Consider the following 13,185-nt stretch of genomic DNA (forward strand, 5'->3'; position numbering starts at 1 on the left):
AGATCGGGGGGTTGGGGTCTTACCCCCACACATCGAAGCTGTTGCCCCTCTTACCGCCACCACGGGGACTGAACCAGCGAAGACGACCGACCTCCGGGGAGCGTCGGATGATGCTGGGAGCCGCCTGAGAGGGCTCCGAGGTAGTTCCGAGGTGAGCACGAGGCGGCGGCGAGGACCGGCGGCCAGACTTGGCTCCCATGCGACTCGGCCGGTGGATCCCCTGGGCGGTGGCCGGCCTGGTGGTGCTGGCCGGCGCTGCTTTCGGCGTACGCGCGCTGCTCGCCGGCGACGCCGAGCCGGCGGCCGCCCCCGCCACCGCGACGGCCGACCGGGGTGCGGTCACGGCCCAGGTCGCCACCACCGGGACGGTCCAGCCCGCGCAGACCCGCAGCCTGTCGTTCACCGCCGCCGGCACCGTGGAGAGCGTCAAGGTCAGCGCCGGCACCGTGGTGACGGCCGGCCAGGTGCTCGCGTCGATCGGCGACGACTCCGCGGCCGAGGCCGTCGACACCGCCCGTGACAACGTCGACTCGGCCGAGGACGCGCTGACCGCGGCCCGTGCGGCGGCCACGAAGAGCGCCGCCACGACCGCTTGCGACGTCGCGGCCGCCGCCCCCGCGCCGACCTCCGCCTCGCCGTCGTCCTCGCCCCGCCCGTCCGCCTCCGCGAGCACGCGCCCCACCAGCGGCGGCGCGACGCAACAACCGCGGCCGTCCGCAACCACACCGGCCCCGACCTGCGGGACGCAGCGGACCAGCCAGGGCGGCGGGACCCAGGGTGGCGACCAGATCTTCAGCGCCCAGCAGCGCCTCCACCAGGCCGAGAAGACCCTGGCCGACGCCGAGGACGCGCTGGACGGGACCACGATCGCCGCCCCGATGGCCGGCCGCGTGCTGAGCGTTGCCGGCCGGGTCGGCAGCGGCGTGCGGGCCGGTTCCCCCTTCATCTCGCTGGCCGGGGCCACGATGGAGATCAGCGCCGACTTCCCCGAGGCCGACGCCGGCCGGCTCGCGGTGAAGCAGCGGGCCACGGTGACCCTGGCCGGGCCGTCCGAGGAGGCGGCGGCCACGGTGGTCCAGGTGGATCCGGTGGGTACGGACGACGGCACGATGGTCCGCTACGGCGTCGTGCTCGCCTTCGAGAAGGCGCCGGCCGACCTGCTCATCGGCCGGCGGGCGGCGCTGCGGGTGACCACCGGCTCGGCCGATGACGCGTTGCGGGTGCCCAGCACCGCGGTGCACGACGTGGCCGGCGACCGGGGGACCGTGCTGCGCGGCGGCGCCCGGGTCGCGGTCGGTGTCGGGCTGCGCGGTGACGCGTACACCGAGATCACCTCGGGTCTCACCGAGGGTGACGTGGTCAGCCGTTCCTGGTAATTCAGCGCGCTCCTACGACATTCATGGCGAATTCAAAGGAAGCGTTGATACTTCTTCCGGGTGCTTCCCGACAGCAGCGCCTCGACCGCCCTTCTCGCCGACCCGCCGCCGCGCGCCGGACGGGTCCTCGTCGTCGACGACGACGCCGCCGCGTCCGGCCTGCTCTCCGCCACGCTGCGGCTGGTCGCCTACGACGTCCGGGTGGTGACGTCCGGACAGGCCGCGCTCACCACCATCGACGAGTTCGAGCCCGACCTGATCGTGCTCGAGGTGGTGCTGCCGGACGGCGACGGGCTGGAGGTCGCGCGGCGGCTGCGGGCCGGCGGCCAGACCGTCCCGGTGCTGGTGCTGACCGCCCGGAACACGGTCGAGGACCGGGTGGCCGGGCTGGCCGCCGGCGCCGACGACTACGTCACCAAGCCGTTCAGCATCGAGGAGGTGGTGCTGCGGATCCGGGCCATCCTGCGACGGAGCCTGCCCGGCCCGGCCGCCCCGCCGACCGGGGCCACGTTGCGCTACGCCGACCTGGAGCTGGACGAGGACGCGCACGAGGTGCGCCGGGCCGGCCGCCTGGTCGACCTCTCCCCCACCGAGTTCAACCTGCTGCACTACCTGCTCTGCAACGCCGGCCGGGTGGTCAGCAAGGCGCAGATCCTGGACCGGGTGTGGAAGTACGACTTCGGTGGCGACGGGCGCATCGTCGAGTCGTACGTCTATTACCTGCGCCGCAAGATCGACACGGTCGGCCCGCCGCTGCTGCACACCGTCCGCGGCGTCGGGTACACGCTGCGCCGCCCGCGAGTCGACTCCGAGGCCACTCCGAGGTTCTCTTGAGCCGCGATCTCCACAGTGGGCGCGTGCCCTTCCTGTCGCGGCTCCGCCACCCCTCCGTGCTCGTCAACATCGCGCTGGTGCTGCTGCTGGCCGGTGGCGGCTACGCGATCTACCGGGTCCTGGCGGGACCGTCGACCGCGCAGGCCGCGGGCTCGTCCGTCCGGGCCGTGGCCGCGCAACAGGGAACCGTCACCAAGACCGTGACCGCCGACGGCTCGGTGGCCGCCGCGAGCACGGCGAACGCCACGTTCACCACCGGTGGCACGGTCACCGCGATCTCGGTGAAGGTCGGTGACCGGGTCACCAAGGGCCAGCGGCTGGCCAAGGTGGACCCGGCCGCCGCGGAACGGACGCTGAACACCGCGCGGGCCGACCTGGACGCGGCCGAGGACGCGCTGGACCGGGCGCAGGACGCCGACTCCGACACGTCCGGCGCCGAGAACGACGTCGAACAGGCCCGGCTCGCGGTCGACGAGGCCGAGGCCGGCGTCGACGGCACCGTGCTGACCGCGCCGATGGCCGGCACCGTGGTCGCGGTCAACGGCACGCTGGGCAGTGCGGCCACCGGCTCGTCGAACAGCCAGGGCGGCGCCCAGCAGCCGGCCTCGACGACCACCACCACCACCACCGACAGCACCGGCTTCATCGACATCGCCGACCTCACCAGGCTGTCGGTGACCGCCCAGTTCGCCGAGGCCGACGCGACCACGCTCAAGGCCAAGCAGGCGGCCACGGTCACCTGGAACGCCCTCGACGGCGTGCAGGAGGGCGCCAAGGTCGCCGCGATCGATCCCCAGGCCACCTCGTCGTCGTCGGGCAACTCGTCCGGCCAGAGTGAGGGCTCCTCGGTCACCTACGGCGTGACGCTCACCCTGGACAAGGTGCCGACCGGCGCCAAGCCCGGCCAGACGGTGTCGGTGGCGGTGGTGACCGGCGAGGTCGACGACGCGGTCTTCGTGGTCTCGCAGGCGGTCACCACGGCCGGGCGGCGACACACGGTGACGGTTCTCAACGGCGCCGCCCAGGAGGTCCGGCCGGTCGAGATCGGCCTGGAGGGCGACTCGGCCACCCAGATCACCTCGGGGCTCGCCGCCGGCGAGCGGGTGGTCCTGCGCGAGACCACCACGACGGGTACGCAGCAGAACGGCGGCCAGTTCCGGGGCGGCGGCGGGCTGGGCGGGCTGACCGGAGGCGGCGGCCCGGCGGGCGGCGCACCGGGCGGCGGCATCCCGGCCGGCGGCGGGCAGAACCGGGGTGGACGATGAGCCGGCCCGTCCTGAGCATCCGTGACCTGCGCAAGACCTACGGCGAGGGCCCGACCGCGGTGCACGCCCTGCGCGGCGTCACGCTGGTCGTGCCCCGGGGCGAATACCTCGCGATCATGGGCTCGTCCGGCTCCGGCAAGTCCACGCTGATGAACATCCTGGGCGCGCTCGACGTGCCCACCTCGGGCAGCTACCGGCTGGACGGGGTGGACGTCAGCCGGCTCGCCGACCGGCAGCTCGCGCTGGCCCGGAACCGGCTGATCGGCTTCGTGTTCCAGGCCTTCAACCTGATCCCGCGGACCACGGCGCTGGCCAATGTGGAGCTGCCGCTGGCGTACGCCGGGATGAAGGCCAGGACCCGCCGGCGCCGCGCCCTCGACGCGCTGGACCTGGTCGGCCTGGCCGACCGGGCCGGGCACGAGCCCAACCAGCTCTCCGGCGGCCAGCAGCAGCGGGTCGCGGTGGCCCGCGCGCTGGTCACCGAGCCGGCGCTGCTGCTCGCCGACGAGCCCACCGGCAACCTCGACAGCCGCTCCACCGAGGACATCCTCGACGTGTTCGACCAGCTCAGCGCGGCCGGGCGAACCATCGTGCTGATCACTCACGAGCGCGAGGTGGGCGACCGGGCGGGCCGCCTGATCCGCCTGGTCGACGGTCAGATCGTTTCCGACGTACGCCAAGAGCCTCATCTCACGGGCCGGCACAGCGCATGAGCGTCGCGGAGGTCATCCGGTTCGCGTTGCGCGGGCTGTCGGCCAACAAGCTGCGCTCGGCGCTCACCATGCTGGGCATCCTGATCGGCGTGGCGGCGGTGATCCTGCTGGTCGCGGTGGGCAACGGCTCGGCCCAGGCGGTCGCCTCCCGGATCGAGGCGCTCGGCACCAACACGGTGACCGTGCTCGGCGCCGGTCGCAGCGCCACGCTCACCCTGCCGGTGGCCGAGGCCCTCGACGACAGGACGCTGGCGCCCGACGTGGCCTCGGTGTCGCCGGTGGTCAGCGCGGCCGCGACGCTCACCTACGACGGCAGCGACCACGACGTGAACAGCTTCGTCGGCACCACGCCCGGCTGGTTCGCGGCGTCCAACACCCCGGTCGGCCGGGGCGCCGCCTTCACCGCCGACGACGAGGCGCAGGGCCGCCGGGTGGTCGTCATCGGGCAGACCGTGGCCGAGGAGCTGTTCCCCGGCGTCGACCCGATCGACCAGCAGGTCACCGTGGGCGGGGCGCTGTTCACCGTGGTCGGGGTGCTCGCCGGGAAGAGCTCGACCGGCTTCCAGGACAGCAACGACACCGCGGTCGCCCCGCTCTCGGCGGTGCGTCAGGTCCTCACCGGGTACGGCGCACTGAACTCGATCCTGGTCGAGGCGTCGTCGCCCGGCCGGGTCAGCGCGGTGCAGTCCCAGGTGTCGTCCATCCTCGACCAGCGCCTCGGTGTCACGGCCGGCGACACGGCCCCCTACCGCATCCAGAACGCCTCCCAGCTGCTCGAGACGCAGACCGAGACGGCCGACACGTTCACCGCGCTGCTCGGGGCGGTGGCCGCGATCAGCCTGCTCGTCGGCGGCATCGGGATCACCAACATCATGCTGGTCACGGTGACCGAGCGGACCCGCGAGATCGGCATCCGCAAGGCGCTCGGCGCGCCCCGGCGGACCGTGCTGACCCAGTTCCTGATCGAGGCCACGCTGTTGAGCGTGATCGGGGGCGCGCTGGGCGTGCTGGCCGCGCTGATCGGCAGCCGGTTCGAGATCGTCGGCGTACGCCCGGTGATCGTACCCAGCTCGGTCGCGCTGGCCCTGGGCGTCTCGATCGCCATCGGCCTGTTCTTCGGCGGCCTGCCCGCGGCCCGCGCCGCCCGCCTCCGCCCCATCGACGCCCTGCGCTACGAATGAGGACCCGCCCGTGACCGCCTCCCCTTCCCCCGAGGACACCGTGACCATCCCGGTGGCCGACGACGAGCCGCCGCAGGACGGGCTGGCCGCCGAGCTGGCCCAGGCCGCCCCGCGGCGCTGGCGCAACCGGGCGACCATCCCGCTGATCGCGCTGGCGCTGGTCGCGGGCGGCTTCCTGGGTGGCGTGCTGACCGAGCAGAAGACCGGATCGGGGCAGCGGGCCACGGCCGGTTTCCCCGGCGGCGGCAGCTTCCCGGCCGGCGGATTCGCGGCCGGTGGCTACGGCCAGCGGGGCGCCGGCGGAACCGGCACCCCACAAGGCGGCACCCCACAAGGCGGCAGCAACCCACAAGGCGCCGCCACCACCGCGCCGGCGGCCGGGAGGGCGACCACGGGCACGGTCAAGCTCGTGCAGGGCGCCACGATCTACGTCGAGACGGCGGACGGCACGGTGATCACCGTGAAGACCGGAACGGACACCTCCGTCCGTACCTCGGCCCCGGCCAAGCTCAGCGACATCAAAGCCGGCGCCAAGGTCTCCGTGCAGGGCACCGCCGCAGGCGAGGACGCCGTCACGGCCACCACCGTCACCACGCAGTAGTGGTCCCTATACGCGCTCAGAGCTGCTCTGAGCGCGTATAGGGACCACCCGGGCTGTTACCTGAGCCACTTTCCTGACCGATCGGTCAGAGACTGTCCGATCGGTCAGGCACCATAGGGCGCATGGTTCGCGTCAGCACGCGCGACGAGATCCTCCGGGTCGCGGGTGACCAGTTCGCCCGCGTCGGGTTCAAGGGGACGTCGCTGCAGGACATCGCCGTCGAGGTGGGCTGCTCCAAGGCCGCGCTGCTCTACCACTTCGCCGGCAAGGAGCAGATCCTGCTCGCCCTGGTCTCGACGGCCGAGACCGCGCTGGCCGACCTGCTCGCCGACCTCGACGACCGGGACGACGAGACCGCCCAGGCGCTGGCCATCGAGCGCTTCGTCGACCTCGTGCTGCACTACCGGCGCGAGGCCGCCCTGGTCTACGAGGTCGTGCCCCAGTTCCACAGTGAGCCGGCCTTCTACGGCGTCCTCCAGCACGCCGACAAGCTGTGCGCCGCGGTCACCGCCCGCTCCGGCGATCCCGCCGAGATCATCGCCGCCCAGACCGTGATGCACGGGATCGTCAACGTCGCCATCGACGACAAATGGGACGCCGCCGAGCTGCGTCCCGCACTCCTGCGCGTCGCACGGCGCGCGCTGATCACCACCCCTCACCACGACAAGGATTGAGATGGCAACCCTTCTCTACCGGCTCGGCCGGGCCTCGTTCCGCCATCGCACCGCGGTGGGCCTGCTGTGGCTCGTCGTTCTGGTCGCCCTGGGCGCCGGGGCGCTGACCCTGCGCGGCGAGACCGGCAACAACTTCACCATGCCGGGCACCGAGTCGCAGCGCGCGATCGACGCCCTCCAGCACGAGTTCCCCGAGGCCAGTGGGGCCACCGGCGTGATCGTGGTGCAGGCCCCGGCGGGCCAGACGCTCCAGCAGCCGACGGTCGCCAACGCGGTCATGGGCCTGGTCAAGGAGGCCAACGGGCTGCCCGGCGTGCTCGCCGCGGTCGACCCCTTCCAGGCCAAGGCGATCACCCCCGACGTCCGCACCGCGATGATCAACGTGCAGTTCAAGGAGCGCGCGGACACGATCACCCAGGAGCAGAAGGACGCGTACCTGGCCAGCGGTAAGGCCGCCGAGCAGGCCGGCCTGCGGGTCGAGCACGGCGGCGAGGTGCTCAGCGCCCCGCCCGAGGTCGGCGGCACCGAGGCCATCGGCGTGGTGATCGCGCTGATCGTCCTGCTGGTGACCCTCGGCTCGCTGGTCGCGGCCGGGATGACCATGCTGAACGCGCTGATCGGCGTGGGCGCGGGCATGGCCGGGCTGTTCGCCCTGAGCGACGTGATCGAGCTGACCAGCACCGCGCCGGTGCTGGCGCTGATGCTCGGCCTGGCCGTCGGCATCGACTACTCGCTGTTCATCACGTCCCGCCATCGGCAGAACCTGGTCGAGGGGCTGGACCCGGAGGAGGCCGCCGGGCGTGCGGTCGGCACCGCCGGGTCGGCCGTGCTGTTCGCCGGGGTCACGGTCATCATCGCGCTGGCCGGGCTGTCCGTGGTCAACATCCCGTTCCTCACGGTGATGGGTCTGGCCGCCGCCGGCACGGTCGCGGTGGCGGTGCTGGTGGCCCTCACCCTGCTGCCCGCCCTGCTCGGCTTCGCGGGGCTGCGCATCCTGCCCCGCAAGCTGCGGAGCGACCCGGCGTCGGCCCCGGTCACCGAGGGTTTCGGCTTCCGCTGGGCGCGGCTGGTCATCAAGCTCCGCGTACCCGTCATCCTGGTCGGCATCCTCGGCCTCGGCGCGCTGACGCTGCCCGCGCCGGACATGCGCCTCGCGCTGCCCGCGCCCGGGTCGAGCGCCGAGGGCTCGCCCGCGCGGCTGGCCGCCGACCTGGTCACCAGCACCTTCGGGCCGGGCTTCAACGGCCGGCTGGCGCTGGTCGTGTCGAGCGACTCGCCGGAGACCACCGCCGCGGCCGCCGGAGAGGTCAATGAGAAGCTCCAGGGCACGCCGAACCTGCTGTTCATCACGCCGCCCAACCCGAGCGGCGACAAGAAGACCATGGTCATCGGACTGATCCCCAAGGACGGCCCGACCTCGGTGAGCACCGAGGATCTGGTTCATGAGGTACGCGACCGCACGCACAACCTCGGCGGCGCGGACGTGTCGGTGACCGGCCAGACCGCGATCGGCATCGACGTGTCCGAGAAGCTGTCCGACGCGATGCCGATCTACCTGCTGCTCGTGGTCGGCCTGTCGGTGCTGCTGCTGATGCTGGTCTTCCGGTCGATCCTGGTGCCGATCAAGGCCGCGCTGGGCTTCCTGCTCACCGTCGGCGCCACCTTCGGCATCACGGTGTTCATCTTCCAGCAGGGCCACCTGGCCGGCCTGGTCGGCCTGGAGACCCCCGGCCCGCTGGTCAGCTTCCTGCCGATCCTGCTCATCGGCATCCTGTTCGGCCTGGCCATGGACTACGAGGTGTTCCTGGTGTCGCGGATGCGCGAGGACTTCGTGCACGGCGAGACCCCGTACCACGCGGTGGTCGGCGGCACCGGCCACGGCGCCCGGGTGGTGACCGCGGCGGCGCTGATCATGACCAGCGTCTTCGCCGGCTTCGTGCTGATCGAGGACCCGGTCATCAAGTCGATGGGCTTCGCCCTGGCCATCGGCGTGGCGATCGACGCCTTCGTCGTCCGCATGACCATCGTGCCGGCCGTGCTGTCCCTGCTGGGCCGCGGCGCCTGGTGGATCCCGGCCTGGCTGAACCGGATCCTGCCCGACGTCGACATCGAGGGCGAGAAGCTGCGCAAGCAGATCGACGCCCCGCCGACCGCCGACACGTCGCCGGAACCGGCCCGGGTCTGATCCACCGGATGGGGTGTGGCTCCCGGGCCGCACCCCATCCTGCTTTAATCTCCGCCGTGCCCCCTCCCGTCCTGTCATCCTCCTCAGTGGACTGCTGACCCTGGTCATCCTCGCCGCCGCCGGCGTCATCTGGTTCCTCCGGCCGGGCCCGGCCGCGACGGAGCCGACCCCGGTCACGGTGGCCGATCAGATCCGGGCGGTGTTCGACGCGCAGGCCGCCGCCTACCGCGACAAGAACGAGGCAGGCTGGCTCGCGCCGGTCGACGAGACGATCCTCATCCGCTACCGGGCGACCTTCCAGAACCTGCAGAAGCTCGGCGTGTCCGAGGTGGAGTTCGTGCCGAACCTGGGGGCGGTGGACGCGACCGCCGCCTCGGTCGCCTTCGACGTCGACCTGGCCTACTGCCCCGCGAAGCGGACCTGCCCGCCGGGCGCCGGCCGGCCCGTCGTCCACTACCGGATGGAGATGGTCCCGGGCGGGAACGGGCTCCGGGTGTCGAAGGTCGCCGAGAAGGACGGCCGCTTCGACACCCAGCCGGTGCCGTGGGACCGCGTACCCCTGGCCTTCGCCACCGGCGACCGGGTCGTGCTGGCCGGATCGCCCGGCGAGGCCGCGCACGTCAAGCAGATCCTGCCCGAGGCGGAGAAGGCCGCGCGGACCGCCGGTCGACCAGGCCGCGCAGGCCACCCTCGGCAGGTCTTTCGCCACCGCGGACAAGGCCTGCGTGACCCGCATCCGGACGATGGTCCGCTAACTCAATGAACGGGCCACCGCCGTCAGGGTGGTGATCGACTCCTGTTCCAGCGCCTCGTCCTCCTCGACCGGCCAGGCGCTCGTCTTCACGATCACCACCTCGGCCGCCGGGTCGACGAAGAGGTACTGGCCGTGCACGCCGATGCCGGTGAAGCGGCCGTCCTCCAGCGTCCACCACTGGTTCGAGTAGCCCGCAGCGGCCGAGGCCGGGGCGAGCAGGCCCGGTTCCTCGATCATCAGCTGCCCGACCCGGGCCAGGTCGCGGGCGGTCGCGTTGAGGCCGCCGGCGCTGATCGCGGTGCGCGGCTTCGAGCGCGAGAGACCGTAGTAGGCGTCCGACTCGGCGCCCATCGGCTGCCACAGCCGTCGTGACGCGTACGCCGCGATCGGCTCCTGTGTCGCCGCCTCCAGCACCCAGCCGAGCACCTGCGCGTCGAACGTCGAGTAGTTGAACCGCGCGCCGGGCACCGACAGCCGGGGCGCCGACCGCACGATCGCGGTCACGTCGCCACCGTTGAGCACGGCCCGTTCGAAGCGGCGGATCGCGGTGTCCGTACCCCAGATCTCCTCGTCACCGACGCCGCTGCGCATGTCGAGCAGGTCGGCGATCGTCACCCCGTCGTAGCCGGAGCCGTGGAAGTCGGGCCGGTAGTCGGTCACCGTGTCGCCGACGCTCCCGATCAGGCCGTCGGCCAGCGCCGCGCCGACCAGGATCGAGGTGATCGACTTCGAGAGCGAGAAGACCTGCATCCGGGTACGCCGCCCGGCGAACACGCCCGGGTAGCTCTCGTGCACGATCCGCCCTCGGTGCAGCACCACGAACGCGGTGGTGTGCGTACGCCGGTGGAAGCCGGCCAGGTCGAGCGGGCGCTTCTCGCAACGCAGCGGCCGGCAGACCGATCCGCGCGCCACGCGGGCGGTCGGCAGCAGCCAGTTCATGTGGGTGAAGGTCCACTCGTTGAGCGGTCGTCGCATGACGCGGTCGGTCTGCCGCTCCCACCACGACGGCGGGCTCTGGACAGTGGTGTACGGCGGAGCACTGGTGATGGTCATGTCGGTCCCCGGTTTCGTTCGGGGGCGCGCCCGATCTCTGCTGTGGAATACGCGTGGTCCCGGCCGTCCGGTTCGCGCAAGATGGTCGGGGTGTGGGAGGCCTTGCGCGTACGCGATTTCCGGCTGCTCTGGCCGGCCCGGCTGATCAGCCAGCTCGGCACGTGGTTGCTGGTGGTCGCCGCGCCGGCCTACGTCTTCGAGCTGACCGGCTCGGTGGCCGCGACCGGGCTCACCCTGGCCGCCGAGTTCCTCCCGCCGCTGCTGCTCGGCCCGATCGCCGGCGTCCTCGCCGACCGCTGGGACCGCCGCCGCGTCATGATCGCCGCCGACCTGCTCCGCGCCGCCGCCGTGGCCATGCTGCTCCTGGTCGACTCCCCCGGAACCGTCTGGCTGGTGTACGCCGCCCTCATCGTCGAGAACGTCGGCGCGGTCCTCTTCAACCCCGCGGCCCAGGCCCACACCCCCGCCGTGGTCGGCACCGGCAGCGCCCTGAGCAGCGCCAACGCCTTGAACGGGGTGACCGACGGCGCGGTCCGCCTGATCGCGGCGCCGCTGGGTGGCGCGCTGTTCGCCGTGGCCGGCTTCGCGCCCCTGGTCATCGTCGACGCGGGCACCTACGTGGTGTCGGCGATCCTGATCCTGTGCACGTCGCGGCGGGCCGCGGTCCCGTCGGCGACCAGGCCGAGGATCCGTGCCGGCCTGGCGTTCATCCGTCGCTCGCCCGTCGTCCGGGCGCTGCTGCTGGTCAGCACGGTGTTCCTGGCCGCCAACGCGTGCTTGTCGGCGCTGCTCATCCCGTACGGCATGACCGTGCTCGGCGGAAGCGCCCAGATCGGCCTGGTGATCTCGGCCCTGGGCGTGGGTTTCCTGATCGGCGCGCCGGTCATGCGGGCGCTGGTCGACCGCCTGCGCCCCGGCCACCTGCTGGGCGCATCGCTCGCCGCGACCGGCCTGGGTTTCGTGGCCCTGTTCTCGTCCCGCTCGCTGCCGCCGGCCCTGGTGGCGGCGGTCGCGATCGGACTGACCGGGTCGATCACGCTGGGCGCGACCCAGACGACCATGCAGCGTGTGACGCCGGCCGAGGTGCTGGGCCGCACCAGCGCCGCGATGTTCACGGCCGAGGCCGCGGCGACGCTGTTCGGCGCCCTGGCCGGTCCCGCCCTGGCCGCGGCGACGTCGATCGCCTGGACGGCCCGGGCGTCCGGCGTGACCGCGGCCCTGTGCGGGGTGCTCGCGGCCGTGCTGCTCAGCGGCCGACCGTACCGTCCGCCTGCTCGCGAATGATGTCGGCGTGCCCCGCGTGCCGCGCCGTCTCCTCGATCATGTGGATCAGCACCCAGCGCATCGTCGGCGGCCGTACGCCCTCCTCCAGCACCCGCGACCCCACCGCGTCGAGGTCGGCCGCCTCGACGATCGCGTTCGTCTCGGCCGTCTTGGCCCGGTAGGCGGCGACCAGCCCTTCGAGGGTGTCCGCGTCCTCGACAGCGTCCGCCTCCGGTCCACGCCACACCTCCGAGCTGGCGTAGTACCAGACGAACCACCGGTGTTCCGCCCGGGCCAGATGCCGGAGCAGCCACAGCAGGCTGGTGCCCGACCCCACGGCCGGCCGCCGCGCCACCTCGTCGGAGACCCCGGCCGTCTTGGCGATCACCGCCTCGCGCACGTAGTCGAGAAACGCGACCAGCGTGGCCTTCTCACCGGTGTCCACCGCGGGCGGCCGCTGATCTCCCCTGGTCATCGCCTGATCCCGTACCGGCGTTGGATCATGCGCTCGGCCGCACGCCGGGTGATCAGTCTTCGCAGCGCGAACACCAGCGGCGCCCCGCTCCCGACCGCGTAGAACGGCCGCGGCCGCTCCGCCTCGACGGCGGCGATGATCGTACGCACGACCCGGCCGACCGGCGTACCCCCGCGCTCGTTGCTGTTGAGGGCGGACAACACGGTCGCGAAGTCCTTGGCGTGCACCGAGTCCTCGGCCACGTAGGTGGTGCGGCGTTCGCTGATGCCGGTCCGGATCGAGCCCGGCTCGACCGTGGTCAGCCACACCCCGAACGGCGTCAGCTCGTACCGCGCGGCCGTGGCGAACCCGCGGATGGCGGCCTTCGACGCGACATAGGACGACCGGTAGGCGATCGGGAACGAGGCCACCATCGACCCGACCATGACGACCCGCCCGTACCCCCGCGCCCGCATCCCCGGCAGCGCGAGCTGGGTGAGCCGCACCGCCCCGAACACGTTCGTCTGGAACAGCCGCCGCACCGCGTCCCCCGGCAGATCCTCCAGCGGCCCCGACTGGCTCTCGCCCGCGTTGTTGATCAGCACGTCGACGCCGGCGAGGGTGGGCCCGAGCCGATCGATCGACGCGTCGTCGTTGAGGTCGAGGGCCACGAACTCGACCCCGTCGACCGCCGGCGCCGCCTCCGGGTCACGGCTGGTGCCGAGCACCCGGTACCCCCGCGCCACCAGCGCCGCCGCGGTCGCCCGCCCGATCCCCGACGATGCTCCGGTCACCAACGCCGTTCGACTCATCCCGGCAGCATAGGGTGATT

General features: G+C 72.7%; 13 protein-coding genes. 10 read left to right on the forward strand and 3 right to left on the reverse strand.

What is annotated here, in order from left to right; translation table 11 throughout:
* Positions 1-197: 197 nt before the first annotated feature.
* The 9 genes from AB0O15_RS36500 (at position 198) to AB0O15_RS36540 (ending at position 9,592) form a co-directional block, all read left to right on the forward strand.
* Positions 198-1,376, forward strand: a complete 1,179-nt coding sequence (locus tag AB0O15_RS36500) for an HlyD family efflux transporter periplasmic adaptor subunit (RefSeq protein WP_364328668.1) — start codon at positions 198-200, stop codon at positions 1,374-1,376.
* 60 nt (positions 1,377-1,436) lie between these two features.
* Positions 1,437-2,210: a response regulator transcription factor gene (locus tag AB0O15_RS36505; RefSeq protein ID WP_364328670.1), complete on the forward strand. Its 774-nt coding sequence runs from the start codon at positions 1,437-1,439 to the stop codon at positions 2,208-2,210.
* Positions 2,211-2,233: 23 nt separating this feature from the next.
* Positions 2,234-3,475 carry an efflux RND transporter periplasmic adaptor subunit gene (locus tag AB0O15_RS36510; RefSeq protein ID WP_364328673.1) on the forward strand — a complete coding sequence of 414 codons (1,242 nt, stop codon included), beginning with the start codon at positions 2,234-2,236 and terminating at the stop codon, positions 3,473-3,475.
* Positions 3,472-4,188, forward strand: a complete 717-nt coding sequence (locus AB0O15_RS36515) for an ABC transporter ATP-binding protein (RefSeq protein ID WP_364328676.1) — start codon at positions 3,472-3,474, stop codon at positions 4,186-4,188. Before AB0O15_RS36510 ends, AB0O15_RS36515 begins: the two co-directional genes overlap by 4 nt.
* Positions 4,185-5,369, forward strand: coding sequence for an ABC transporter permease (locus tag AB0O15_RS36520; RefSeq protein ID WP_364328678.1), 1,185 nt, complete (start codon positions 4,185-4,187; stop codon positions 5,367-5,369). The genes AB0O15_RS36515 and AB0O15_RS36520 overlap by 4 nt, the downstream gene beginning before the upstream one ends.
* Positions 5,370-5,379: 10 nt before the next feature.
* Positions 5,380-5,970: a hypothetical protein gene (locus AB0O15_RS36525; RefSeq protein WP_364328681.1), complete on the forward strand. Its 591-nt coding sequence runs from the start codon at positions 5,380-5,382 to the stop codon at positions 5,968-5,970.
* Between the two features lie 122 nt (positions 5,971-6,092).
* On the forward strand, positions 6,093-6,644 hold the full coding sequence (locus AB0O15_RS36530) for a helix-turn-helix domain-containing protein (protein WP_364328684.1): 552 nt from the start codon (positions 6,093-6,095) through the stop codon (positions 6,642-6,644).
* Between the two features lies 1 nt (position 6,645).
* The gene (locus AB0O15_RS36535; RefSeq protein ID WP_364328687.1) at positions 6,646-8,829 is read left to right on the forward strand and encodes an MMPL family transporter; all 2,184 of its coding nucleotides are present in this window, start codon (positions 6,646-6,648) and stop codon (positions 8,827-8,829) included.
* Positions 8,830-9,007: 178 nt separating this feature from the next.
* Complete coding sequence (locus tag AB0O15_RS36540) at positions 9,008-9,592, forward strand: hypothetical protein (RefSeq protein ID WP_364328690.1); 585 nt, start codon at positions 9,008-9,010, stop codon at positions 9,590-9,592.
* Here AB0O15_RS36540 and AB0O15_RS36545 read toward each other — a convergent pair.
* Positions 9,581-10,636: a serine hydrolase gene (locus AB0O15_RS36545; protein ID WP_364328693.1), complete on the reverse strand. Its 1,056-nt coding sequence runs from the start codon at positions 10,634-10,636 to the stop codon at positions 9,581-9,583. The genes AB0O15_RS36540 and AB0O15_RS36545 overlap by 12 nt on opposite strands.
* A 42-nt stretch (positions 10,637-10,678) precedes the next feature.
* Here AB0O15_RS36545 and AB0O15_RS36550 point away from each other — a divergent pair, with 42 nt between their 5' ends.
* The gene (locus AB0O15_RS36550; RefSeq protein ID WP_364328696.1) at positions 10,679-11,920 is read left to right on the forward strand and encodes an MFS transporter; all 1,242 of its coding nucleotides are present in this window, start codon (positions 10,679-10,681) and stop codon (positions 11,918-11,920) included.
* On the opposite strand, the gene AB0O15_RS36555 is transcribed toward AB0O15_RS36550, so the two are convergent.
* The gene (locus tag AB0O15_RS36555; RefSeq protein ID WP_364328699.1) at positions 11,883-12,374 is read right to left on the reverse strand and encodes a DinB family protein; all 492 of its coding nucleotides are present in this window, start codon (positions 12,372-12,374) and stop codon (positions 11,883-11,885) included. The two genes, AB0O15_RS36550 and AB0O15_RS36555, sit on opposite strands and share 38 nt — an antisense overlap.
* Complete coding sequence (locus AB0O15_RS36560; RefSeq protein WP_364328702.1) at positions 12,371-13,165, reverse strand: SDR family oxidoreductase; 795 nt, start codon at positions 13,163-13,165, stop codon at positions 12,371-12,373. The genes AB0O15_RS36555 and AB0O15_RS36560 overlap by 4 nt, the downstream gene beginning before the upstream one ends.
* Positions 13,166-13,185: the final 20 nt, after the last annotated feature.

It is taken from the genome of Actinoplanes sp. NPDC089786 (assembly GCF_040684855.1).
GTDB lineage: Bacteria > Actinomycetota > Actinomycetes > Mycobacteriales > Micromonosporaceae > Actinoplanes.